The sequence below is a fragment of the Ectobacillus funiculus genome (assembly GCF_004138295.1).
Taxonomy (GTDB): domain Bacteria; phylum Bacillota; class Bacilli; order Bacillales; family Bacillaceae_G; genus Ectobacillus; species Ectobacillus funiculus.
On sequence record NZ_SCFM01000018.1, the window covers coordinates 58,997 to 85,321 of the forward strand.

Consider the following 26,325-nt stretch of genomic DNA (forward strand, 5'->3'; position numbering starts at 1 on the left):
ATTATACCGCACGGAACTCGTGAACCCACACTCTCATATGTGGAAGCCAAGGCATGCCTGGATGGATAGACAAAATAGATTGTTTGTATGCTTCTACATTTTCAAAACCCTCTTGCTGAGCATGTTCGTCTGTTAATTCCCCAAGTGTTTGCGCATATACACGCTCTACCACAAACTGTTTCCCCTCTAGCGTCATGATTTCTCCAACATCCGCATATCTGCCATTGCGGCGCGTTGCTGTCTTTTGTCCTGCAATTACCTTCGCAACATCCTCCGGAAGTGTCACAAGACGCTCAATTGTACATGTTTTCGGCGGTAACGCCTGATTTTCATGATGTGTTGTCATTTCAACATTCCTCCTTATGAATTCTTACACCCAAACCTTACCATATTTTATTCTTAAATTGTACTACTTTATATTAAGAAAAGCGAACAAGGCCCGCCTTTTATGGTAGCGTAGGAGTGGGCCGGAGTAAAAGGCGCTTTTTGCCTTTTGCGGAGGTTCAGCTCGGAGTCGGCCATTTTGGGTCTTGGGAGCTAGACAGCACCTCGAAAAGTTATCCTTTCTTATCTTGTAAAGAAAACTTGCCGATTGGCGAGCCTTGCTCTTAGGCGAAGACAGAGGCGTAGTTGCACTTATACTGTATTCCTTCTAGCTGGGAATTTATACTTTCTTGCATTGTAAAAAAGCAGAGGTCTAGCTTATATCTTATGCTTTCCCTCTGCATCGAATGATTTCTCGTATACGGTCAAATACATACAAAAAGGCTGTCGAAAGAGGATTCCCTCCCCTTTGACAGCCTTTATAACTACTACAGGGCAAGCCACTGCAGTTTTACAAGCTTTTTATATTTAAGATAAAGTTAAAGGATTTCTCGCTTCAGCTGTCCCTGTTACCCATTCATACTGACGAAGCTTCACTTGGAACAGCGTAAGCGGATCGTGATACATTTCAGGTCTAGCCTTCATCGTATCAAGCAGCTGTTGCTTGCTTTGAATATCTGCATCTGTTTCTTCTGCAATTCTACTCAAAATAGAAAGTGGATTTCGGAAGAACATTCCTACATCCCGCACAAGTCCCTTTTCTAGCAATTCAAACTGCAGGAGAAACTTATTTGTCACGGCAGCTGCTGTTTCGCTGTAATCCTCACTCTCAACATGCTTTTTATATTGATTATACAACACCGTTCTATTTTGTCCGAGAGCCCCGAACAATTTCCCAGCGCTCTTTAATAAAAGTTGTGACGGCTTGGTTCGCAGGAACACATTCGTTTCCCCAACTTGCACCGTACTTGTAATGCGCTCCGCATCGCGCTGCCAATCATCGATCACCCTAAAATCACACTGGAGTCTGATCTTCTCTTCTTCGTACAGCGCATTAAATGCCTCGCTCATTTCCTCTAAATAGTCCTGACCCTGCAGCAGCTCCTCACGGGACGAGGCAATCCACTCCTGCATCGAAACGAGACATTCCGGCAGTATTTTATTTTGCAAGTAGCTTTGGATTCTCTTATTCATCTCTTCATTGAGCTGCACATGAATATTTCGGAAATCGCTGTCCTCTCTCAAAATGTCAGAGCACTCCTGCAGTAGCTTTGGAATTTGCTCCGTAAGCTCATCTTGAATCGCCTCTTTTACAACTGCATACGATTTTGCGATGTGCTGTGCCTTTTCTTGCTCCAGATCACTTACCTTATGGATAGCAGCATTCAGCTTTGCAAGCACATCTTCATTCCATTCGATAGAACCTGCTAATCTTCTTTCCTTCTCCTCACGCTTTCTAATTAGATACATAATCATATCTTTAATGAGGTATAAAATCTTCGCTGCACGTCCCTCTTCCGCACCATTAAGTGCAAAAACAGCCGCTAAAAAGCCTGTCATATCACTTACTTGCTGTCTGCTTGCATATAGGGAAGAATACGGTAAAACCGCTGCATTAGGAAAATCAGCCTGTATGCGCAGCTGCGTACCTTCTGTAATCCGCATCGCTTCCTGCTCACTGTAAATGGTATCCATCTTATTCAATAGAAAATGAATTGGCAGGTTAGGCAGCTGCTTTCGAACCTGAAGCAGCACCCTCCGTTCCTGCTCCGTAAACGGCTCATTCACATTAAGCACGACTAACAGACCATTGGAGGCACGAGCATATTCAAACAGTTCAGCGCCTTGAAAGTTTGGTATATCGAAAATAGTAAGAGCATGATCGTATAAAAACTGGCTTGGTACTCTGACATGAACGTACTCTCCTTGAGGACTGGATAGCTCAAGTTCAGCAAGACTAGAAACTGTCCTTACTGTAGTTTCATCCATAATCGCAATTTCCGTCTCTGGACCATCGCTAATAGCAACAGCTGCACCAGCTGCATATCCAGATACAGTCTCCCCTAGTAGGGAATTAATGAAGGAGGATGTTCCATTCCCCTTTACACCAGTAACTACAAGATGACGTGTTTTCGCGTCTGCAAGCTGGTGAGCGAGCCAATCCCATCGCGGCCCTGCCTCTAAATCATTTCGCTCCGCCCACTGTGTAATGGAATCAAAAAGCCGAAGCGCATTTTCTAGAAAATCATGGCTATACTCAGAGCGATAGATTAAATCCTTAGCAGTACTTACAAAGCTCGCTTCTATACTGTACGGAAACTTTTCGCTCCATGCCAACAATGCCGCTGCTGGAAATACAGCACGCAAATGGGGAGTCAGCTTCAACCAATTTGTAAGTAGGTTCGGTAAAACGTCGTGCAACTCACTAATAAAATATTGTCCCGCCATGAACTCCTGGTATGCATCCTCATATAGAAAAGAGATCTCATCCCAAGCATTATAAGGATTCACCTCAGCCTCTACAAATACAAGATTAATAATTTGTATCCAAGCCAAATAAGAGTCTTGGTTTTTATAGCTCTGCCAAAGTACAGAAACCATTTGCACAAACTGCCCATGATCCAACCTGTGCAGCACAGCTAACAGCTCATAGAAATAACCTGGCGCCTTTTCCTTCGTGTAGCCCTTACTTACATAGCCCTCTAAAATTACAAACCATTGCAGGGATTCTGTTCGAATAGATTCCTTCGCCGCAAGCTCAATGGCGCTATTCCAATCTTCCTGTTCCTCATAAAAGGCACGAGCTAAGGATGTGACGTTTGGATAATCAGGGTTGAGCGATACTGCCTCCTGAATTACTTTGAAAGCAGACTCCGTTTTATTCTGTTCGATATGAAGCGAAAATAGCTGTAGTGCAATTTCTGTCGTTAACGTACTGCAATCTGTAACAATAGATGTATACAGCTCTTCGGCACGGTCTAATATGCCAATCTCAAAATAGCTATCAGCGATATTTTTTATTGCCCACGGCTGCAATTCATTCTCGACCTTTTCCCATTTAAAAATAGCTGCTTCTAAATCCTTGCTGTGGTAATAGATCTCGCCTTGCGCAAAACGAATATAAGACAAATCAGCGGTCTCACTGCTTTCCTCTGTCCGGTACAACGCTCCAAGTACTTCAATCGGCTGTCTCGTTTCATTTTCTATTAAAAAGGTTTCATAATATGACTTGTTAATAAACTGCTTCTCGACTGTCATGGTTTTCCTCCGATATACAGTAAATTCATTAAAAATAGGGACCAAAATTTGGACAACTGTCCTTTTTCAATCTCTTTATTTTATCATATTTTTTGTGTGACAAAGTTTTATTTAACTTTCATTTACATGACAATAAAGAGGTTTTATGTAAAAATTTTAACATGATTTCAAAGAAACTTTCGGTTTTTTAAAGAAAACTCGACGATTGGCGAAGACAGAAGCCTAGTTACACTTACACTGTATGCCTAAAATTTCTCACTACGTCGAATGGTCTCCTAGCTAAAAGTTTATACTTTCTTTGTTAAAATGCAAGAACAATGACAAAGATCTATGAGTTTATTACAATCAAAATACTATATACATAATATAAAGATATAACTATAATAAAAACCGGACAAAAACGAAAAAATTAGGCGAATCTGAATTATCAGTTCGCCAAAGATAATACTTTCCCAAGCCCACAGGCTAGTCCGTTACAAGAAAATCCCTACATAAACTTTTATTTTCAGAGACGCACCGGATTCCAATATATTAAAGCAGCATGAAACGGATATACATACTCATATGTACCGTCTTTTTCTAACACATATTTATTGATAACACTCTCCACCTCACGAGCGTTATAGGCCGTATCCAAAATCTTTGTAGTGTTGTCACGAAGCAATTTTTCATAAGAGGAATAGCTTTTTTTGCTTTGTAATTTCACAATCTTGCAATTTGCTAAAATTCCAAGCTGATACAATACATTCAAAATATGAATATAATCCCGGCGTCTTAAATTGATTTTATATCCCATTTGCTGGAGCTCCATATAGTGAGGTTTTTCCGGTCCGGTTGTCATTCCTGCAATTACTAGCCGATTTGCCGTCTCATTCATTTTTAATAATGCCTTCCCTATATCATACATTCGATAGTAACAGTTAAATCCAAACACCACGTCATATGTTGCGCTTGCTTTTTCATTCTCCCACTTTTCATGAATCAGCTGCATGTTACCGATACCTTTGTCAGCAGCTTGGGCTTCTAGAAATTGGACAATGCTTTTTGAACTGTCTATACATGTAAGCTTCTGAACTTGATCGGCGATTGCAAAGGTATAATTTCCCCATCCAGGACCAATTTCCAATACGTGATCATCACTGTTTAAAAGCGTCAGAAGTTCCTGCTGCACGATTTGTGCGTATGGATCTGGTTTATGCCGTTCCTTTCTCTTCAGCATAGAAGACCAAAAATCCTCTTCAGCCTGGTCATCTTTTAATCGCTTCGGTATGTTTCCGTTATGATCTGTCATGGATTCCTTCCATAGCTCTATATAATCATAGGCTTTTTGTATTTCCATCTTCATTCGTTTCTCTCCAGTCTGTATAATTCAAATATGCTTTCAAGCTGTTCTGGTTCAAATCTAAAAACAGCTAAGAATTATTTTATAGATGATAAAGAAAGTTTGATTATACTTGTAATTCTTAAAATTTGAAACTGAATTTTCAATATGACAGTAATACAAAAAGCTATTCCTAAAATGAAATAATCCCCTGCTGCTCCATTTATAAACAGAACAACAAGGGATCTAAGTACACACCGTATGTTTCACCTATATGCTTTCCTTTCCACTGCATGAGGACTCATGTCATGATAAAAATATCTTTCTTTTCTTCTTTCTTTTCCTCTTTCTTATCCAATACTTCCCGCACTGCATCTTCCCACCAGTAAGGCTCATCCTGCTCTGGAATAACTGGTTGCACTGTCCTCAGTACCTTTACATCGGCCATTTCACAACAGATTTCATATACTTCATCAAATTGAACGAGAGACATTTCCATTACCTCCCTCAAATTAAGTTATTTCTTACAGCCTTATTATATATCCATTTTTTTCAAAACACCACACCTAATCGCACTTAAATTGTGACCGCTTACATATTTTTGTTGAAAATTTTACTCATATCGTCACCTTTTGCAATAAAAACTACGTAATTTGTTGAAGAAAACTCGCCGATTGGCAAGCCCTGCCCTTGGGTGAAGACAGAGGCGCAGCCCTACTTATACTGTATTCCTAAAATTTCCGGCTACGTCGAGTTGGCTTCCGTCCAGAAATTTATACTTTCCTACAGTGTAACAAAAGGTAAAAATAACTGCTTCATACCCATAGTGTATTTCTATGATTTATCCATACGTCGAATTCCTTCTTGGCTCAAATTTTATAGCTTTTCAAATAAAAAAAGAAAACAGAAGCCTTTCGAATATACACGACTGGCTTCCGTTTCTCACAAATACTCTATTCGTCACATCTGCTTCCATTTATGTAATAAGCGGACTCTGCCAATGAAATAAATGTAACCTCTACCTCTTGAATACCTGTCCCCATTATATACTTTGTAATAGCTTGGGCGAATTTATCACGGATTTCCTGTCCACGCTCAAACCATTTCACCTCAATTAGAGGAAACGATGGTACTTCTTCTCCGTCAAAGATAAAAACAGATTGTGGTACTTCGAATGTGAAATTATCTGTTCCACAATCGCAAATAGCTGCAAGCTCTTCCACTAAAGGCTTGCTGATTTCCTTTGTTTGTTCAAGTGTAATTCCCCGAATAACAATATGTGGCAAAATGATTTCTCCCTTCTTTGCTTGGTCATCTTTATTATACGCATTTAGGGACTCGTTTTGCTGCTATATTTTGCCCTTTATTCGCTCCACTAGGAATGATTAGTGAAGTTGACTCTTACCTGTTACACCTGCTCCTTCTTCCGTCCAAGCTGCTCTTTTCGTTTTTTCAGCTCCTCAAAATGAGCCATACCGATGTTTTTTGAACCGAGCTGTGCACCAGAATCACCATAGAACCCATGAAAGTCAGAACCGCCTGTTTGAACAAGACCATATCGCTCGGCTAACTCTCGTGCCCTCATTTCGTGTTCTTCATTATACAGCGGATGCTTCACTTCAATTCCTTCGAGTCGAGTCCAGCTGCCACCCACCCCGTAACTGCCTCAAAGTTATTGAATTGACCAGGGTGAGCCAGGACCGGAACACCTCCTGCCTTCCGAATAACACGTATTGCATCAAACACATCGATATACTGAATTGGCACGTATGCAATACCTTGCGGATATAAGTTTGTTCCTCTTTCTTAAAGTACAAAAAAAGGGACGCAAACATATACAACGCCTGCGTCCCTTCCTTTTATCTCTTATTCAGCTTTACTCGTATGACACCATTCATAAATAAATGCAAGGATTACCTTCGTAAACTCAATAAGCTGCTTTACCGCTACCTTTTCATTCACAGAGTGCGCTTCCTGCAGCGTTCCCGGTCCATAAATAGCCGCTGGAATTTGAAACTCACTAAACCACCCTCCGTCTGTAACCGTTGGGGACATATCAATCGTCGCCTGGCGATGAAGTGTTTTCTCATGGAGCGAGAATAATGTTTGTACGGCTGCATGATTCTGGTCTACTTCTAAAGACGGGAAGATTTCCCCTCGATCAATAATCATAGATTCACCGCCCCATTGAAATTGCGGAGGATTCTCCCGCAGCCATGGGTCGGCATCTGCAATTTTACGGATAAAGCTCTCGATTTCTTGTGCTACCTGATGATGTGTTTCATTTGGATAGAAATGCACAGTAATCCAAAGACGGCATTCGTCCGCAATAAAGGCTGCGTGGCGCCCTCCTTCAATCACTGCAGGGTTAATTGTTGTCATTCCCGGCGGATACCCTTCATAGGTTTTCATCACTGCCCAATGTCTTTCAAGCTCCTGAAGACCTTGAATAATTTTCATCATCTTCTCAATGGCGCTTGCTCCAAACAATCGCCCTCCTGCATGAAGCATTTGGCGTCTCGTTGCATCATGAAAGGTTTGCGGACTTTTGACTGTGATCCACCCTGTAATAACCCCGCCTTGCCCTTGAATATGCAAATCACTTGTATCAACAACCAAGGCAAAATCAGCATTATAGCCGCGCTTGCAACATTGGAGCGTCCCTGCCTCTCCAACCTCTTCACCGATTACAGATTCAAAAATTAAATCCCCCGGCAGTTCAATCCCTGCCTCATGAAGCAGCTGAATCGCAAACAAAGCCCCTGCAATCCCCCCCTTCATATCCGCAGCGCCCCGACCGACTACATATCCATCCTCTACAAACGGGGCAAACGGACCTGTTTTCCACGGTTCATCCTCGGATACCTCGGCAACATCTACATGTCCATTAATAATAAGGCTTTTATGTTGCGCTGATTCCTTCCCTTTCTTTACACCCACTACATTTGGGTCTCCCGGATATACATCCCATTGATCAATAGAAAAGCCGCATTTTTGTAGAAACTCCCCTACAAATTCCTGAATATCGCTCGTATTCCGTGCTGGCGGAGCAGGAGTTTCAAATTCAATCAGCTTTTTGGTCAACTCAATAAGCTCTTCCTTTCGTGCATCAATTTGCTGTAATAGTACTGAGATCTGTTCGTTCACCACTTAACTCTCCCTCTCCTTATACTGTATTCCTAAAATTTCTCGCTACATCGGATTGTCTTCCAGCTAGAAATTTATACTTAAAGTGAAAGAAAAGCAGAGGATATAGAACGTTTTAGCGTTCTAGCCTCTGCTTTTTATATGAGCAATACAATAGGCTACAGTTGATTAAACACCTATTGTGTCAATCCCCTTCAACAGCAGTAAATAGAAACTCTTGTTAACATACTTTGAAAACTATTTATAGGGTTAACAGTCTATAATCCTTCTACTCTCTAGATAAGCCCAAGCTTCTCCAACCCATGCTTTACGCCATCTTCCTCTGCGGTAATTGTAACCATATCAGCATGGGCCTGCACTTCAGGAATCGCATTCCCCATTGCTACTCCCATACCAACCATGGAGAGCATTTCAACATCATTCAAACCGTCTCCAAAAGCAACAGCCTCTTCCTGAGAGACCCCTAATTGCTCTAGAACCTTTAGAATCCCGGTTGCTTTTGTTGTATTCGCACAATTTACATCGCATGTACGCATCCCTGGGCTGCTCCATCTTCTAAAATATAGCTCTGGAATACTTTTTTGATACCCCTGCTCCTCCTCTGCTTCACAGTGAAGAAACAATTGATAAATATTCTCCTCTTTCCAAAATGCAGGTGCCTCCTGCAATCCCGATACATCTTGACGAAATGCCTCCTTGACATAAGGATGCTCTATTTCTGTTACCCTTAGATCTGCTCCTCCAAGGTATGTTAATGGATGCTTATAATCATTCGTCCGAATATAAAGCTTCTCTAGTACATGCTTCTCAATCGGTTTTCGATGGATAATTTCTCCCCTATGATATACATAAGATCCGTTAAAGAAAATCATCGACTGTACATCTAAATCATGAATAACAGGCTTTGCAAAATAAGGTGCTCGTCCCGTTGCGATCACGACATGGATATTATTCTCCTGAAGTCGTCGCACTGCCTGCTTTGTTGCATTCGTTACACTCTTTCCATGTGGCAAAATCGTACCGTCAATATCTAAGAAAACAACTTTGTACTTCATTATCAAAATTCCCCCCGTGCCTAGACAAGAAACATTCTGTCTCGATAGATATAGTAATTCCTTCTAGTACATCAAAACATTTTATCTCATGCAGGCCCCCGGCAAACTATGAGACGGTAGTCTACAAACATAAAACACCTTCTATTGTAGCACGTTCATTCGTTTGCAGAAGTAAAAAGTTCTTTCTCCCATTCCTTCCTTGGGCTTCATTCCAGAATCTAAAGCCCTACTTTCATTATATAGAAAAAATTATATAAGCTATGTTTAATTTTTGTAAAATATATAAAACCCCATATTTTACTTATTTATCCACCAAAGAAATCTTCTTCTTAGTGATATAGATTAAAAATAAGCTCCTATTATTTGGCTGTATTCTATCTCATCTTAACTTCTTTTTACTTACAAACCAATTAAAAACAAGCTATCCATTATCCGGTAAAATATTCTGAAAATTTTAAAAAATAACTTGTCAAACAGGCTACTTTATGTAAAAATAGAGATACAGAAGTTCACAATTCTGTCACATTTAAAAAATGTGCTAACTGATAACGAGAGAGGAGTTTGATAGTATGCTAGAATTCTTAGTAGGAATGGCACTTTTTTCTCCGTTTTTCTTGTTACCAATTGTGTTAAGACAATACTTTAAAAGCTCTTCATTAGATGTTGCGTGAAAATATAAATGTAAGCACTTACAATAACCAAATGTAAGCCATGCGATTGATTCGCATGGCTTTTTGTTTTATCTTTTTCCGACAGAGGACTCCCTCTGCAAGCACGGCATGGGCGTAACTCGGTGGCAAGTAAGAAAGAAATGTCGTTTAGACGCTCATCCATAATACCGTCATATGAACACCCATCACTTAGATAAAATCACCAAAACCAACCAGAAAGAAGAGGGAGAAAATAAAGAAATGATTTTCCTATCGAATCTATAAACAAGCTGCCTCTCTTGATTTGAATCAGGAACTTTCTCGTTCTCCCCGTCTCTACAACGGAGCGATACACATCGATTACATTATTTTTCATTTCATCCATTAAACAGTTCATAGTTATATTTGTATACATTTTTGTATTATTATTTTTCTAGAGCCCCTCCATTTTTCTTGGAAGGAGCCGCTTATACTTCTTTATCTTACGAAAGAAGGCATATCATCTCTCCTCCAGCCACCTCACAATATCGCTATATACCTCCTTCTGATTGATCTCATGCAGCATTTCATGGCGACCATCCTTATAAAATATGTATGATACATCATGCACTCCAGCCGCTCGAAATGCTTCGTATGCTTGCAGGACACCCTTTGTATTTCCACCTACAGGATCTTTGTCCCCAGATATAAACAAAATCGGTAAGTCCTTTGGTACTTTTGCAATGTTCTCTGCCTTTTGAATCATTTCACTTCCCGTATATAAATCGTAAAAGAATCTACCTGTAAAAATACCGCCGCATAGCGGGTCTGCAATATACTTGTCTACTTCCTTCTCATTACGGGTTAGCCAATCGAACGGAGTACGGGTCGGTCGGAATGGCTTATTGAATTTTCCAAATGACAGATTGTTTAAAAATAAGCTTGGTGTTTTTCTACCTTTTGCCTTCATTTCTAAACGAGCGAGCAGTTTACCGATCTTCAGAAGTGGAATCGCATTATCTCCCGTCCCTGATAGAATCATCCCATGCAGTTCCCTTCCGTACAACTGCGCATACCGCCTTATAAGAAATGAACCCATACTGTGACCGAATAATACTACCGGGGTGCCTGGGTATTCCTTCTTAATCTGCTGCGTTACGAGATATAAGTCCTCGACAACTTTCCCAAAACCATTTTCATCTGCAAAATATCCCCTATCTTCCTTTTTTTCTGCCGTATACCCATGACCTCGATGATCATTGCCATATACAAAAATTCCTTCGCCAATGAGCATTTGTGCAAATGCAGCATAACGGCGAATATGTTCCGCCATACCATGGGAAATTTGTAAAATCATTCTTGGCTGCCTTGTTTCATCTATCCATTTTATACAAGATAGTTCTACACCGTCTGATGCTTGTACCGTAAAAGCTGTCTCCATCTCTGCATCCATACCTTTCCGTATATCTCCATCTAATGTAACAGGAAATATGTGCTTATCCTGATTATTATGTTGCTTTCTAAAATGTTTTTACATAAAATATAGCAAAAAATAAAGAAAACTCGCCGATTGGCGAGCCCTGTCCTTGGGCGAAGACAGAGGCGTAGCCCTACTTATACTGTATTCCTAAAATTTCCGACTACGTCGAATCCACTTCTGGCTGAAAATTTATACTTTCTTACAGTGTAAATAAAACGAGCATACTTCCCGTAAAGCATGCCCGTCTTCCATATATGACTTACTCATATATATGTTATATTTTTCGGAACAACCACAAACTCCTTGTCCGTTTTCTCTTCTTTTTATCCCTCTGTTCGACAAACCTCATCTTCTCAGTAAACTAGTCTTCATCCTTTACATCTAAATCGTCTGGAATCGGCTCACTTAAAATTTCATCAATGAGCTTCCGGTACTTCTCCATTTGCTGAAGGTGATTATTGAACTGCTCCTTATTGATTAAATATTGCTCTCCATCATAAACCGCCCGAATGCGTCTTTGCCGAATAAGGCTTTCAATCTCAGATTCCCGGATATTTAAAAAATCCGCTGTTTCTTTTATAGTTAGATACATGATTTTCCCGTCCTTTCTGTATGCTTATTATATAATAAGCATACCACTTGTTTTACAAAAACGAGGTGAAAAGCATGTATCTTGATCAAAGCCATGACCCAAGAAAGAATGCAAGGCTGCTGTCGCAGCTTGCTTATCACAAAGTAAGTGTAAAAAAAGCCGTCGAAGAAACAAATGCGATTTTCTCTAGAATAAAAGAAAATGCTCCTATGCCCAAGCCTTCTTTTCTAAAGCGTCTACGTTCCAATGCGGCACTGACTGATTGTGCTACGTATGTTGATGAAGAAGGTCACGCCTATCCTGCTTGGAAGAATCTATTAGATACAGAATACAATCACTTATTAAAACGTGTAAGACGAACCGTCAATGTCAAAGACTATGGAGCAAGAGGCGATGGCAGAACTGATGATACAGAAGCCTTTAAGAAAGCCATCGGTAGCGGCCGAGTGAGAGTGTGTATTCCCGCAGGAGTGTTTGTGACAAAAGGACTGCGGCTGCCATCATGGACGTATCTTGAAGGGGCAGGCAAAGGCACAACCGTCATAAAGCTTCATCATGCTGCTCCAAAAGGAACCAGATTGATTACAAATGCAAACTACCGGCGCGGGAACCGTAACATTTACATACAAGGCATGACGTTAGACTGGAATGTGGAACGGCTCGGCTACGAACAAAAAACAGCTACCGGAGGCAATCACTCCAGCTGCCTTACATTTGCCCATGTTACCTTTGGCTGGGTAAAGGATGTATCCGCGTTGAATCCTGGATTACACTGCTTCGATATCTCCTCTCCTGCCTATAGCTATGCAGGAGATGGGACACGCGCACGGGGCGGCAGTAAGTACATTTGGCTGGATAATTTGAACGGCTCCGGTTTTGGAGACGATGGTATTACCACACATCATAGCGAAAATATTTTAATCTCGAACTGCCACATGTGTGACCCGAGCGGGCGAGCGCATCAAAAGGGATTTTCCAACTCGAACGGCATTGAAGTGGATGACGGTTCACGAAACGTATGGCTTGTGAACAATTCTACCGCCAGATGCTTTGGCGGTGTTGAAGTTAAAGCTCATCATAACTCATCCGCAGCTTCAAATGTACAAATCATTGGACATCTTTCTGTCAACGACAACCGTTCCTACAATTTCCGTCACATCGGACACCACACCAGCACTGATCCTGCATCACAGACAGCTTACGATATCCGTGCGACAAATATTGTAGCCATTGCACCTATTTATACAAACTTATATACAGATTCTAATCCGCGAGGCATGGTAATTTCAGCGTATAACAATGTTGTTATTAATCATTTTACGCTCATTGGTGATCCTGAGTATGACTATAAAGGAAATCCTGTTATTGCCCTCCAATATCGGGCACGAAATATCGCTCTGCATAACATCGCAATTCGCAGCTTCCAAACAGCAGGCACAGATATACACATCTTCGGTGGAACGCAACGGGCAGATTGTATTAAACTCAGGAACATCTTTATCCGTAACTCTGCTCCACAGGCTATATATGTAGGGACAGGAGTACAGCAGTTAGCCGTTCATAACGTTCATGCCAAGAGCAAAAACGGGGCCTATGGGCTAAAAACAGTTAACTCACTGCCCGATATTTCAGAGGTTCATGCTACGGGTTATAAAACTCCTATTTTAATTGACGAGCATACATGATAAAAAGGGACTCACAGAAAGCTGTTTGTCCCTTTTCTTCTATTTATATAGAATATCATCCCGAAGTGTTGCGACCTTATCTAAAGCCGTTTGAATATCATGCTCCTGTACACCAAAATGGGCAAGGGCATCATGAAGATGTGTTGCAATGGTCTGAAAATGGGCTGGCTGCAGATTCATCCCCTCATGTGCTTTCGCCATCGATTTTCCTGAGTATTGATTTGGACCGCCTAAAGCAAAGCTAATAAATTTCGCTTGATGACGTTTTTGCTTTTCCATATCTGTGTTCTCGAAAAAATGCTGAACTGTTTCATCCTTTAGAACTAATTCCTCGTAGAAGTAATCCACTACTTTCGCAATGGCTTCTTCTCCCCCAAACTTCTCATACAATGTTTGTCCCATCTAATACATGCTCCTTTTCCAAAATATTACACAGTATTATTTTTCTATTTTTTCATAAGCGTTATTCATTCTTTTGAGCTTTGCTGCAAATTTAGGTAATTCGCGCAGAAACAGTAATCGAAAAAAGGGAATACACTGTATAAAGAAAACTCGCCGATTGGCGAGCCCCGCTCCTGAGCGAAGACAGTGGCGTAGTTGCACTTATACTTTGCTCCTAAAATTTCTCACTACGTCGAATTGGCTTCCAGCTAGAAATTTATAGTTTTTTAAAGTGTAAAGAAAACTCGCCGATTGGCGAGCCCCGCTCCTGGGTGAAGACAGTGGCGTAGTTGCACTTATACTTTGCTCCTAAAACTTCTCGCTACGTCGAATTAGCCTCCAGCTAGAAAGCTATACTTTCTGGTGTAACAAATCAGGATATGAAAAAGGATAACATGCTAGAAATGGTATTTCATTTCAAAAAATGCAACTTCCTCTTTTATCCTCCTCACCATATCCCCTTATGGCACTATTAATTTCCAGAAAATTCAAAAAGGACTTGCACTAAATTCCATTTTATGTAAAAATAGAATTAAGGAGTTCACAAATTCGTCACATTTATACAAGCTTCCATAAATGAAAGGAGTGTTAATATGTTAGAATTCGTGATTGGAATGGCACTGTTCTCTCCTTTTTTTTCCCTGCCTCTACTACTTGCCTACTACTTTGAACATTTCTCTTCAGACTCTTACTAAAAGCTTTTTTGTAACCGTTAACAAAAAGTTCCCTTCTTAATTATAAGACTCGCCCACTGGCAGGCCGTTAGGCGAAGACAGTGGCGTAGTTGCACTTACACTTTACCCCTAAAATTTCCTGATGCGCCAAGTTGACTTCTAGTTGGAATTTGATACTCTTTTTTAAAGCACAAGAAAAAATGCTGCCTTTCCGCAGCATTTTTTTCTTTATATTCAGCCATGATCTGTTTAGAGGAGCATCATCTTTGGTAAAGAAAAAGAATAATAAATTTCTATTTTTTCTCCTGCTTACACGATCATTTGACTCGCTACTTCATGAAGCGCATTTGTGACTTTTCCATATTCACTCGCATGCGGACGATCCTCTCCATCTTCATAGCCATAATCAAACATACGATTGCGATTAAGAGTTAGCTTCGTAAATGTTGGACGCAACAAATCGAATGTATTGAATCGTTCTTGTAAATGAGGAAATTTCCTTTGATAAGATAAAATTTCTTCACGAACAATGCTCCAGAAATGATGTTCAGAAAATTGTTCATTTTCCTGTAGAATATTGCTTAAATAACGGAAATGACAAATAAATAATCCTGTAAAAATGAATTGTGTCAACCCTTCAGGTGGCTCACTGCGCAGTACTTTTTTCAACTCAGGAGATACTGCCTCCAGCTCTGGGAGTGGCTGATCGCTAATGTTCACGTCGTCCACAAAGTCTTTCATAATCAAACGTTCCGGCTGGTAATTTTTTAGCACAAGCACCGTATTTTGCCCATGCGGTGAAAATACAGTACCGTACTGATACAAGTAGTGAAGTAATGGAGGTAAAATTGCTTTTGCAAGCTGCTTGACCCACTCCTCTACCGTAAGACCTGATTTCTCAATTAATGCTAATACAAATGGCTTTCCTTCATGATCCACATGCAGCAATGCCGCAAGTGTAATTGCATGTTCACCGTCTTGCAGCCCATTGTAAACACTTTCCCTCCAAACCACGCCGAGCATTTCAAGATATTGGTAAGGAGCTCCTTTTAGCTTTGAAAAAGTGCGATGATCAACGTTCATGGTCGCAACCTCTCCTAGCAGGCCAAGGCGGCATTCTTCTTTTAAAAACGTATCATGTTCCCAGATGTTTTTCATAAATGCTGTTACTTCAGGAGCAATCACTGTCCTTTCGCTCGGTAATCCTCGATATACAAGTGTATTTAAAATGCTCATCGGCAGCTTCACATGATGCTTTTCCTTATTCGTTACATTCACAAATGTGCGAATGGACTGTTGTGGGAGATAATGATCTTCTCCTTCCCCTAATGGAATCAGCTCTTTGTTAGCAATCTCAGCAGCGAACATAGACACAATTACATTGTTCCATTGCCACACATGAATCGGCATGAAATAATAATCCTCTGCTTGTACTCCTTTAGTTACTAGCTTTTTCTGAAAAAGCTGGATTGTCTTCCCATCAAGCTCTTTCTCTATCACACTCTCATAAGATAGCTCTTCTACCGAATGAAAGCTTCCGATCTTTTTATGGATTGCAATCCATGACAGCTGTACCTTTTTCTTTTGTTCAGGCGCATACTTTATATAGTCATCATACCCAAAGCCAATCCGGCCTTTGTTATATGTAATCCAAGGATGCCCCGTCATTTCTCCTTCTAGTTCTGCATAATCTAATTCAATTAGCTCTTTCGATAATTTTGATCTTTCTTTTAGGTGAGTATCTGCCACTAATGTATGCAAATACTCCTTCACTAAATGGCCCGCTGTAGAACCTGTCATCTTTCCCTCTTCTTGTATACTTAACAAAAATGCAAGAGATAATGATATATCGCTTGTTTCAGCGTCTACTTTCACACTCTCAGGTAAAACATAAAAGCTGTTGAATAAGCGAGGCTTCGCTTGGAAGCAGTACACTACCCCTTTTTGATCCCTCCACTCGTAAAAACGAATACCGTCCCTCTCACTCATCAGCTTCGGCATAATAATTTCTTCATACATGAACTCTTGAAGCATTTTAGCTAGAAGCTGTTGATCTTTTTCCTTCCAAGCTGTTTCTGTTAACGCATGTATAGGTGTCTCACAAATTTTCATGACGCCCGACTCCCCTTTTTATTTGATATGAAGATGATTGGTAACTACGAATTGAAAATAAAGCCATGCATAATGCCGATCCAATTAAAAGGAAACCGCTTAGAAGGAATGGTCCTTCAAGGCCATTATGCTGCACCATCATCAAAGCGGCCATCGGCGAGAAAAGCAAAGCTATATTTTGTACTGATGTGACGAGGCTATATGAAAGCGGCGATTCCCTTCCAATTCCCATTTGGAAGAAGAGAATATCAATTGCTGCCAGACTGACAAAAAAGCATATACCATATACAATCCGAATAGCAACAAACAACCAAATGTCCTCAGCTAACATCTGGATAAAAAGCAAACCTCCTGTTATACCCGTTACGCCTATTAAAATAACTGCGACATACGACTGAAGCCAACGCTTCGGCAAAAAAAACTGCAGGACAATCGCCACAATGCTCGGCATTACATACAGCAAGCTTGCTTCTTGCTTTGTAAGAGCATAGCTATTGTCAAGAAAGACTGTGAAATAAGGACGAATCGCATGATGCCCAATATAAAAGAGAAATGCAGTGAGCAAATAAATAAGAAATTCCCTCGACCACTTCACATCTTTTAATAAGCCTTCCGTCTTTCTTACCTTCTCCCATGTTGCGGCAGCACTCTTTTTCGGGAATAGAAAGCAACTTGCTGCTGCAAGCATAATATCAACCAATGCAAAGATATAATAACAATTCAAAGGAACTGACAGACCAATAATAAAGCTTCCTACAATTCCTGATACGATTACACTCCCGTGAAAAATAAATAAGTAGGTAGTCGTTGCTTTTACCCTTTCATCGGCATTCTTACTCGAAGCCACCATCGCTGGATATAGCAAATAAATGCTGCTTTGAAAAAATAGTAAAACAAGTGAAACTCCTAAAAATTGTGGAAAGGTATGGCTCATAGGTAAAAGTATCTTACACCCTCCCATTATCATTAAAGCAGCCGTAACGATCTTTTGAAGTCCCCATCTTTTAGCAACCATACCCCACATCGGAGTCATCACAATGACTATAAGGCGACAACAAATAATAAATAGGCTCGTTGCTTGCACTCCATCTACTTGAAAATAATCGGAAAATAGCTGCGGATAAAATGGTGACAATAGCATTTCCGAAATTAAAGTAAACAGCAAACAACTATAGATAAACCCTTTTTCACCCCTCGTCATTGCCTTCTCCTACAGTCCAAACTGTTGGAACACGCTGTTTTTATATGTTTGATATATTTCTTTTCCTGCTAATTGGTTGATAATCGTTGCATTTCGAAGTGCACCGAGTCCTAAATCAGGCGCACCGACACCATGCGTATGCAACTCACCGTTTTGAATAAACAAGTGATTATGACCTTCCTTGTTTAGCTGCACTTTATAGTCCTCTTGAATAACAAGCTGTCCCGCCTCATCCCACTCAAGCAGATGCTGTATGCCTTTTAAGCAGTCTGGAATATAAGGTTGATAGCCTGTTGCGAGGATCACTACATCGCTTTCCAGTTGCTTATTCTTTTCTTGTTCACGTTGATATAAAGATAGAGTATATTGATTGTCCCATTCTTCTATCGATACTAGCTCTGTCAATGCTTGTAGATGAACATTCGGTACGCTGTTTCCAACAGTTCTCTCATATAATAAATCATAAATATCTGCAATCGTTTGAAAGCTGATCCCTTTATACAGCAGAGCTTGGTTACGCAGAACATCGTTTTTCTTTTCTTGCGGAAGTCTATAAAAATATTGGGTATAATCCGGCGAGAAATGCTCCAGGCCAAGCTTTGAATATTCCATCGGATAAAAGCCTTTGGATCTTGTGAACCAACGTAATGTATACGCATGGTCCGGCTGCTTCCCTAAAAGATCATGAAAAATTTCTGCTGCACTCTGCCCAGAGCCGATAACCGTAATCGAGCTCGTTGGCAGAATACTTTCCCGCTTGCCCATATACTGTGCAGAATGAAATACACGATCACCAAGAGCTGACTGAAATTTCTCAGGAACATGCGGTCTCGTTCCAATTCCCATTACGATATGCTTAGTGTAATATGTGTTCCGCTTCTCTTCTCTGTGAGAAAAAACAGTAACGCGATAATGCCCTTCCTCTGTTTGTTCAATGTTCTCCACTTCACATCCAAATTGAAGCTGGGGGAGCTGCCCTGCTACCCATTGACAATAATGGTTGTATTCTGTGCGCGGGATATGGAATTTTTCAAAAAAGTAAAAACGGTACAATCTGTTGTGTTCATGTAAATAGTTCAAAAAACTAAAACGACTAGTTGGATCGACCATCGTTACTGTATCTGCCATAAAAGGAACTTGCAGCGTCGTTCCCCCCAGCAGCATTCCAGGATGCCAATTAAATTGTTTGTTTCTATCGAAGAATAACGAGCGACACTCTGTCTTTTCCAATAAAGCCGCTAAACCAAGGTTAAACGGACCAATTCCAACTCCAATTACGTCTAAAACTTGTTCTCCTGCCAATCTGCCCATCTTCTGTCAAACCCTTTCCGTTCACATATCATTAATAAACCTGTCTTATCAGGCAAAGCAACCTCCTTTACAGATTGAAAGCCACATTTCTGGAATACATGGATCATTTTTTCGTTTCGCACATCAGGCTCAGCAACGATACGATTCGTTTCACTTATTTGAAATTTTTTATACAGCATCGTTAGTAATAATGGATAAATAAAACCTTTACCTAAAAACTCCTTTGGTCCTATCAATAGATGAATCCCTTGGTCATATTCATCCCATTCATAATATCCGCCAATGATATCGTCCTTCACCCAGTAGGACTCCCAATAACTCATAGGGGTCCCATCTATCTCCCCGATTAGAAGCGTCTGATGATCATCCTGCAGAAACTTCCGTAAATGTGCAGTGTAATCTGGAAGAGAGATATTTAGATTCCAAAAAGGAACTACATGTGATTCCTGCATCCATGAATGAAGTCTATGTACATCCTTCTCCATGCTTACTCGCCGAAATGAAATCGTCTTTTGGAGGCTGGCATCGTATCTTTCAAATGGATAACTTAGTTGAATCGTATTACACTTCATACAATTCACCTGCTGCTGTGACAATAGGATTAGGCACATGGACATATACGGATTGTGATGCAAGAGATCCTACAAGCTCATCCATGTTATGTACTCTTGTCAATAGATTCGCCTTGCATGGCAGCTCTTGCTCATTCAAGAGTGACTCTAATAGATTCGTATGATCACCTAATTGAACATGTAATTGTTTCAGCTCTTCTCTCATTATGATAAGCAAACGATTTTCATCAATTAGCCTATTCACTCCGAACGCGTTAATCAAACCGAACAAATGATTAAAGCATACGTAATAACGGAAACGTTCTTCCGCAATAGCATCCTCACATACCGTGTCACTCTTTTCATTCAAGTTCCCAACTAGTTCTTTAAGAGCCGCTACCTTCGATTCCATAAAATAATAGCCCTGATTATCACGATAATAGAACATAGATGGATATCCCTCTTCGTCAAGTTTGACGATGGAATTTTGCTGATGAGCTTCCAAGGCAATTCCATATGACACATATAGCCAATAAAGCGGGCGTAAACTGATTTGCAAATAACGGGCAAACCATCGCTCACTCACGTCCGCAACAGAAATTCCTTCCTGGCGCGCAATATTGGAAATGATATTAGTTAAATGTGAAGCTTCTCCTGTAATATGATCCTGGCATAATGCCGCCAATAACGTTGTACGCAGGTCATTTCCCTCTTGAAACGGATTATCACGAATGACTACCTCAAATCCCGTCTCATGTGCCTCAGATTTTAACGTAATATAGGCAGGATCCTCGATAATGTGAAAAGCCGGATGATGTTCTTGTAACTTATTTTGCAGCTCTCCATGAAGCAATCGACTTACCTCTACGCCGCGATCAAGCTCCTTTCGCTTATTGATCCGCAGTGAGTTAGTAATTTTGACTGGGATTGAAAACTTATACATAAAGTTTGCCTCAGGATGGTATACCGTACGGACAGAAGAAGTTGGATAAAACTTCCTTCCCTGAGGTCCAAGATACGCAAGCTGTCCCGATTGAATCAAGTTGCATACATATTCCTGTCCCAAAAGTTTTCTTGCCTGAAGTGGATGAACAGGAATAAGTGCAAAATCATCTTCCTGACAATAGGTTTCTGCAAAAGCATGTGAAACGAACGGATCCTTCAACAACTCTTCTTTTATAAGAGCTGCTACGTTCTTGCCCCATACAGAGTCCTCCTCCACGATATCATTGACAGCTTGGAAGTAATGAAGCTGAAAGCCTCCTTTCCTTTCAGGGGCAAAAATATGTTCTTCATCTTCATCGATCCCTTGTCTGCTTTTCGGTGTTGGGTGAACTTGATGCCCAATAACCAACGACTGCTCAGATTGAAGGAATGTTTTCTCTGTTTGATAGCATTCTTCCAAATCATCTTGTCTTGCTGTGATAATACCCTTCATATTTTGATAGCTTAAAATAGTCCGAAGCATGAGCTCATCTGTTTCTATTGGTTTATCGGCCATATATTTGAATTCGTTTTGCATCAATACTGTCAGCATAATGTAGTCAAGTTCTTCTACTTCACCAGCTCCCACTTGGTAGTACATAGGAGACATAAAGAGATGGCGCCCTGTTGGGGATTTATACCGAACAGGAATATATACTTTAGCGGACTGCTGATCAAATTGAAGCACCAATATGTATCTAGCATCCTGAACCCTCACCTGCATAGATACATCATCCGGACGCTTCCATTCCCCGAGCCCTGTTTCTTTAACATAACAATTAATCAAGTTTTGCATTGTAATGTGATTAGTGATGAACGGAATATTCATACCTTGTCCCTCCTTGCTCTTTCTCAATTTTTCCTCCCATTTTCTTCATCCGTTCTATATGCTCCTTCATATCATGAATCGTATTGAGCGGATTAAGCATGGTGAATTTCAAATATACTGATCCGTTTTGTTTTGTTTTTGCTATAATTAACTCTCCGTTTTTATAAAAGGTACGCTGCATCTTAAGGTTGATTTCATTTACATAGTCACGCTCTTCACTGCGCTCTGATGGTATATAACGGAACAACACAGCATTAATTTCCGGAGTATTCAGCACTTCAAAGCAAGAGTTGTTCTCCAGCAGCTGTGCGGTTTCTTTCGCTAAATGAATCGTGGAATCAATCATTCTTCCAAACAAATCCGTTCCCATTAACTTGAAGGTCATCCATACTTTCAAAGCATCAAAACGCTTTGTTGTCTGAATGCTCTTTTCAACAAGATTGATAATCCCTTCATCCTGATCTTCCTCAGGATTCAAATAGTCTGCATGATAGGCAATGCGATGGAAATCCTGTTTATTTTTCACAAAAAAAGCACCGCAGCTGATAGATTGATAGTACAGCTTATGAAAATCAATGGTGATTGAATCCGCCAGCTGCAGTTCACCGAGTAAGGAACGATATTGATGAGAAAAGAGAAGTGCTCCTCCATAGGCTGCATCAACATGCAGCCATAGCTCCTCTTCATTTGCAAGCTGCGCCATCTCACTTATACAATCAATGCTGCCAAAATCCGTTGTTCCTGTTGTTGCTACCATCATGAATGGAATTAATCCTTCCTGACGAAGCTGCGCGATTTTCCTTCTGGCGTCTTGGATAGAAAACCTCTGTTTCTCATCGGTCGACACTGTGACAACGGCATTCGTTCCTAGTCCAAGCTGCGCTGCTGACTGCTGCACAGTAAAATGGGCATGCTCCGAGCAAAGAATTCGTAATTTATTTGCTTCAAAAGGCAATCCCTCCTTGTAGGCATTAACCGAGAAATGCGTTTCGCAAGCCTTGTTACGCGCTAACAGCAATCCCATATAATTAGACTGTGTTCCTCCGCTTGTAAACACACCATCTGCTCCATCAGGATAACCGATTCTTTTTGTGAAAAATTTAATCAGCTCCTCTTCCATATAAGTAGCGGAAGGGCTTTGATCCCATGAATCCATCGATTGATTTAAAGCAGCAATAATCACCTCTGCTGCAATTGATGGAAGTAAAGGAGGACAATGAAGATGGGCCATAGCGGAAGGATGGGAAATCCATAAAGAATCTCCCACTATAACATTCTGAATTTCCGCTATCACTGTTTCCATCTCTTGACCTGCAATTGGAAGGTTGGATATCTCCTTCACCTTTGCAGCTATCTCCGTACGGCTGCTGCCAGAAAACGGTTTGTTTGCTCCTTTGACTTGTTGATGTATGACTGTTATCACCTCATCCATGAGTGAGCGATATGTTCCCTCGCTTTCACTATCAGGATGAAGAAACCATTTTGTATAATTTGTATTCATATTCATCACCTTCTAGCGTAATCCGAAATGGGCTTCTGCACTTGTAATAGCTTCATAGAATCTCTGTAGTACTTCATCCACCTGTTCCTTTGAGATAATTAATGGCGGCAGCAGACGGATAACGGTGCCGAAACGACCCCCGACTTCTAAAATTACCCCGCGATTAAAGCACTCCTGTTGAATTTTCCTAGCAAGCTCAGGATAAGCAGGGTAGCTTCCAATTGTATTTGGCTGTTTAACCGGATTAATAATTTCAATCCCAAGCATAAGACCCAGTCCTCTTACCTCACCGATAGAAGAAACTTGCTTTTGAATTTGCTGCAATTGCTCTTTAACATAGATACCTAACGCGTGTGCATGTGCTGGCAGCTCATTTTCTTTTATAAACCGAAGTGTGGCCTGTCCCGCTGCCATTGCCATTTGATTTCCTCGAAATGTTCCAATATGAGCGCCCGGCTCCCATTTATCAAGACGTTTGTCATAAAGGACAACAGATAATGGTAAGCTTCCTCCAATCGCTTTTGATAAAATAAGAACATCTGGCTCGATTCCTGCATGCTCGAAAGCAAACATTTTCCCTGTTCGACCGATACCTGTTTGTACTTCATCAATAATAAGCGGGATATTTCGTTCTCTTGTAATTCGGCGAAGCTCTTTTAACCATCCGACTGGAGCTGGAATCGACCCGCCCTCTCCTTGTACAACTTCGACAATTACACCCGCCGGAGTGACGATTCCGCTTTCTGGATCGTCCAATAGATGCTCAATGTATGTACTGCTGATGCGGTGGCCTTCTTTTCCGATTCCAAACGGGCAGCGATATTCGTATGGATATGGGAGAAAATGTGCATCAGGAACTAACGCATGAATATTCTTCTTAGGACTTGTCGTTCCCGTGATGCTTAACGCACCATGAGTAGAACCGTGATAGCCTCCTTGAAATGAGAAAATCACTCTATTTCCTGTTGCTGTCTTCACAAGCTTCAATGCAGCCTCTACCGCATCACCACCCGTTGGACCACAAAAATGAATTTTTACTTTCTCAGCAAACGAAGAAGGTAAAGAAGAGAATACCTCATCAATAAACGCCTCTTTTACAGGTGTAGTTAAATCAAGTGTATGTAAGGGTACATACGATTGCATAAAACCTTCTATCGCTTCCCGCACAACAGCATGATTATGTCCCAAGGCAAGTGTGCCAGCTCCCGCCAAGCAATCAATATATTGCTTGCCGTCCATATCTGTTATATAAACACCTTCAGCCCTTTTAATCGCAAGAGGCAGCCTCCTTGGATATGACCGGGCATTAGATTCTCTTTTCTCTTGCATAGCTAATAGGTCTTGATTTCCTGTATACGTAGAAATAGAAACTGTTGTTTTCATGATTTAACACTCCCTTGTTTTTTATATCCCATCCTCAAATGATTTCAGTTTATATGTGCTTAAATCGCCATCCGTTGATAATGATTTTCATTACTAATTACAAATACCATATTAATTGATAATGATTATCATAGTCAACGTTTTTTTATAAATAAGGAAAATTCGCCGCTTGATGAGCCCCGCTCTTGGGCGAAGACAGAGGTGTAATTGCACTTATCTGTATTCTTAAAATTCCTTGTTATGTCGAGTCAATTTCTAGCTGGAGATTTATACTTTTTTAAAGTGTAAAGAAAGAACCATGCTGAAATATTTTAAGCTTAAAACAACTCAGCTATAGTTAAGTCATCGGGTTTATAACTATTTCAAACAAGAGATAACCTAGTGTGAACCTCCATTGAACTTCTGACGCAAGACACTAAATTACTATAAATAAGTTAGTATATTTTTATGTGCAGTACATATGGTGTATAATGATAGTAGAACGAGGTGAGATCTATGGATCAATTTTTGCTATGTCCACGATTTGAGAAAAGTGTAGAAATTATAAGTAAGCGTTGGACCGTATTAGTGATTCACCAGCTTTTTTCTGGTCCGCAGCGTTTTTGTGCAATAGAATCTGCACTTCCTATCAGCGGAAGAGTGCTATCAGAAAGACTCAAGGATTTAGAGCTAGAAGGAATTGTGAAACGCCAGGTATTTCCAGAGACTCCTGTTCGTATTGAATATTCACTTACAGATAAAGGACGCTCGTTACAACCTGTCATTGCGGAGCTAGAAAAGTGGTCTCGTGACTGGGTGAAGATTGATGAAGATAGTGAAAATCCACAATAAATCATATTCATTAAAAAGGGAGCGCTTCAGTCGCTCCCTTTTTCTTTTTAACACCAGTACACGGACATGAAGCGATGCTTGTGCTGTATAATGATACACAGACAATTTTTATACTACTAAGTTAGGATGCGGTTCAAATGAGGATCAATAAATATATTAGCGAGACAGGGTTTTGCTCTAGAAGGGAAACAGATCGATTAATCGAGGCAGGACGAATTATGATTAATGACCATATTTGCGAGCCTGGGGATACGGTGAATATTGGAGATATTGTGCGAATTGACGGACAACCTATTCCTCCCAAAAAACCGCCTGTCTACATTATGCTGAATAAGCCTGTAGGAATTACCTGCACGGCAGCTCAGCATGTAAAAGGGAATATTATTGAGTTTGTGAATCATCGGGATCGCGTTTTCCCAATTGGGCGTCTTGATAAAAACTCGGAGGGCTTAATCTTACTCACAACAGATGGAAGTATTGTAAACAAAATTTTACGGTCTGAGCATGAGCATGAAAAGGAATATATTGTAGAGGTGGATAAGCCTATTGATGATGCTTTTATACAAGGAATGTCCAGCGGTGTAGAAATTCTTGGTACGAAAACAAAGCCATGCAAGGTATCGAAACTCGCTGATTCTGTTTTCCGAATCGTGCTTACGCAAGGTCTCAATCGCCAAATTCGCAGAATGTGTAAAAGCTTTGGTTATAACGTAACCAAGCTAGAACGTATCCGAATTATGAACCTTACCATTGATGGTTTGAGTAAAGGGCAATGGCGGAATCTTACCAATGAGGAGTTACAACAGCTTGTCTCACTATTATAAAGAAAACTCGCCGATTGGCGAGCCGGTAGGCGAAGACAGAGGCGTAGTTGCATTTATACTATATTCCTAAAATTCCCTGTTATATCGAGTCAACTTCTAGCTGGAGATTATACTTTTTTAAAGTGTAAAAGGCTCCCTTCCTACATCATGATGTAGGAAGGGAGCCTTTAAGCTTCTCCTAAGAGAAGTCTT

General features: G+C 40.6%; 23 protein-coding genes. 3 read left to right on the forward strand and 20 right to left on the reverse strand.

Annotated features, from left to right (window positions below; all coding sequences use genetic code 11):
- Nucleotide 1: 1 nt before the first annotated feature.
- The 11 genes from EP737_RS13815 to EP737_RS13860 all read right to left on the reverse strand — a co-directional run bounded on the left by EP737_RS13815 (nt 2) and on the right by EP737_RS13860 (nt 11,806).
- The gene (locus EP737_RS13815) at nt 2-346 is read right to left on the reverse strand and encodes an ASCH domain-containing protein (protein ID WP_129728563.1); all 345 of its coding nucleotides are present in this window, start codon (nt 344-346) and stop codon (nt 2-4) included.
- Nucleotides 347-852: 506 nt separating this feature from the next.
- Nucleotides 853-3,582 (reverse strand): P-loop NTPase family protein, encoded by a 2,730-nt coding sequence (locus EP737_RS13820; protein WP_129728564.1) that lies wholly within the window; start codon nt 3,580-3,582, stop codon nt 853-855.
- 505 nt (nt 3,583-4,087) lie between these two features.
- Entirely contained in the window at nt 4,088-4,927 is an 840-nt protein-coding gene (locus EP737_RS13825; RefSeq protein ID WP_129728565.1) for a class I SAM-dependent methyltransferase, read from the reverse strand.
- 277 nt (nt 4,928-5,204) lie between these two features.
- Entirely contained in the window at nt 5,205-5,396 is a 192-nt protein-coding gene (locus EP737_RS13830; RefSeq protein WP_129728566.1) for a hypothetical protein, read from the reverse strand.
- A 460-nt stretch (nt 5,397-5,856) separates the two neighbouring features.
- The gene (locus EP737_RS13835) at nt 5,857-6,189 is read right to left on the reverse strand and encodes a DUF1904 family protein (protein WP_129728567.1); all 333 of its coding nucleotides are present in this window, start codon (nt 6,187-6,189) and stop codon (nt 5,857-5,859) included.
- A gap of 122 nt (nt 6,190-6,311) precedes the next feature.
- A complete protein-coding gene (locus EP737_RS13840) occupies nt 6,312-6,521 on the reverse strand; it encodes a PHP-associated domain-containing protein (protein WP_129728568.1) in 210 nt (69 codons plus the stop codon).
- Nucleotides 6,518-6,670 carry a PHP domain-containing protein gene (locus EP737_RS25610; protein WP_165350795.1) on the reverse strand — a complete coding sequence of 51 codons (153 nt, stop codon included), beginning with the start codon at nt 6,668-6,670 and terminating at the stop codon, nt 6,518-6,520. Before EP737_RS25610 ends, EP737_RS13840 begins: the two co-directional genes overlap by 4 nt.
- A gap of 99 nt (nt 6,671-6,769) precedes the next feature.
- A complete protein-coding gene (locus EP737_RS13845; RefSeq protein WP_129728569.1) occupies nt 6,770-8,050 on the reverse strand; it encodes an acetylornithine deacetylase in 1,281 nt (426 codons plus the stop codon).
- A gap of 275 nt (nt 8,051-8,325) precedes the next feature.
- Nucleotides 8,326-9,105: a Cof-type HAD-IIB family hydrolase gene (locus tag EP737_RS13850; protein ID WP_129728570.1), complete on the reverse strand. Its 780-nt coding sequence runs from the start codon at nt 9,103-9,105 to the stop codon at nt 8,326-8,328.
- Between the two features lie 1,149 nt (nt 9,106-10,254).
- Entirely contained in the window at nt 10,255-11,187 is a 933-nt protein-coding gene (locus EP737_RS13855; RefSeq protein ID WP_246040260.1) for an alpha/beta hydrolase, read from the reverse strand.
- A 388-nt stretch (nt 11,188-11,575) separates the two neighbouring features.
- Complete coding sequence (locus EP737_RS13860; protein WP_129728572.1) at nt 11,576-11,806, reverse strand: excisionase family DNA-binding protein; 231 nt, start codon at nt 11,804-11,806, stop codon at nt 11,576-11,578.
- A 74-nt stretch (nt 11,807-11,880) separates the two neighbouring features.
- Here EP737_RS13860 and EP737_RS13865 point away from each other — a divergent pair, with 74 nt between their 5' ends.
- Complete coding sequence (locus tag EP737_RS13865; RefSeq protein ID WP_129728573.1) at nt 11,881-13,491, forward strand: glycosyl hydrolase family 28-related protein; 1,611 nt, start codon at nt 11,881-11,883, stop codon at nt 13,489-13,491.
- 39 nt (nt 13,492-13,530) lie between these two features.
- Here the strand turns inward: EP737_RS13865 and EP737_RS13870 are convergent, their stop codons facing one another.
- The 9 genes from EP737_RS13870 to EP737_RS13905 all read right to left on the reverse strand — a co-directional run bounded on the left by EP737_RS13870 (nt 13,531) and on the right by EP737_RS13905 (nt 24,478).
- Nucleotides 13,531-13,893 (reverse strand): group I truncated hemoglobin, encoded by a 363-nt coding sequence (locus tag EP737_RS13870; protein WP_129728574.1) that lies wholly within the window; start codon nt 13,891-13,893, stop codon nt 13,531-13,533.
- An 829-nt stretch (nt 13,894-14,722) separates the two neighbouring features.
- Nucleotides 14,723-14,848 (reverse strand): hypothetical protein, encoded by a 126-nt coding sequence (locus EP737_RS26565; protein WP_281278898.1) that lies wholly within the window; start codon nt 14,846-14,848, stop codon nt 14,723-14,725.
- 67 nt (nt 14,849-14,915) lie between these two features.
- Nucleotides 14,916-16,718, reverse strand: coding sequence for an IucA/IucC family protein (locus EP737_RS13875; protein WP_129728575.1), 1,803 nt, complete (start codon nt 16,716-16,718; stop codon nt 14,916-14,918).
- Nucleotides 16,705-17,919 carry an MFS transporter gene (locus tag EP737_RS13880; RefSeq protein WP_129728576.1) on the reverse strand — a complete coding sequence of 405 codons (1,215 nt, stop codon included), beginning with the start codon at nt 17,917-17,919 and terminating at the stop codon, nt 16,705-16,707. Before EP737_RS13880 ends, EP737_RS13875 begins: the two co-directional genes overlap by 14 nt.
- A gap of 9 nt (nt 17,920-17,928) precedes the next feature.
- The gene (locus EP737_RS13885) at nt 17,929-19,230 is read right to left on the reverse strand and encodes a lysine N(6)-hydroxylase/L-ornithine N(5)-oxygenase family protein (RefSeq protein WP_129728577.1); all 1,302 of its coding nucleotides are present in this window, start codon (nt 19,228-19,230) and stop codon (nt 17,929-17,931) included.
- Nucleotides 19,200-19,802 carry a GNAT family N-acetyltransferase gene (locus EP737_RS13890; protein ID WP_129728578.1) on the reverse strand — a complete coding sequence of 201 codons (603 nt, stop codon included), beginning with the start codon at nt 19,800-19,802 and terminating at the stop codon, nt 19,200-19,202. Before EP737_RS13890 ends, EP737_RS13885 begins: the two co-directional genes overlap by 31 nt.
- On the reverse strand, nt 19,792-21,594 hold the full coding sequence (locus EP737_RS13895; RefSeq protein WP_129728579.1) for an IucA/IucC family protein: 1,803 nt from the start codon (nt 21,592-21,594) through the stop codon (nt 19,792-19,794). The genes EP737_RS13890 and EP737_RS13895 overlap by 11 nt, the downstream gene beginning before the upstream one ends.
- Nucleotides 21,572-23,095, reverse strand: coding sequence for a pyridoxal phosphate-dependent decarboxylase family protein (locus EP737_RS13900; RefSeq protein ID WP_129728580.1), 1,524 nt, complete (start codon nt 23,093-23,095; stop codon nt 21,572-21,574). Before EP737_RS13900 ends, EP737_RS13895 begins: the two co-directional genes overlap by 23 nt.
- 12 nt (nt 23,096-23,107) lie before the next feature.
- Complete coding sequence (locus tag EP737_RS13905; RefSeq protein WP_129728581.1) at nt 23,108-24,478, reverse strand: aspartate aminotransferase family protein; 1,371 nt, start codon at nt 24,476-24,478, stop codon at nt 23,108-23,110.
- A 495-nt stretch (nt 24,479-24,973) separates the two neighbouring features.
- Here EP737_RS13905 and EP737_RS13910 point away from each other — a divergent pair, with 495 nt between their 5' ends.
- Both EP737_RS13910 and rluF read left to right on the forward strand, forming a co-directional pair.
- Complete coding sequence (locus EP737_RS13910) at nt 24,974-25,309, forward strand: winged helix-turn-helix transcriptional regulator (RefSeq protein WP_129728582.1); 336 nt, start codon at nt 24,974-24,976, stop codon at nt 25,307-25,309.
- Between the two features lie 137 nt (nt 25,310-25,446).
- Entirely contained in the window at nt 25,447-26,133 is a 687-nt protein-coding gene (gene rluF, locus EP737_RS13915; RefSeq protein WP_129728583.1) for a 23S rRNA pseudouridine(2604) synthase RluF, read from the forward strand.
- The last annotated feature ends 192 nt before the right edge of the window (nt 26,134-26,325 follow it).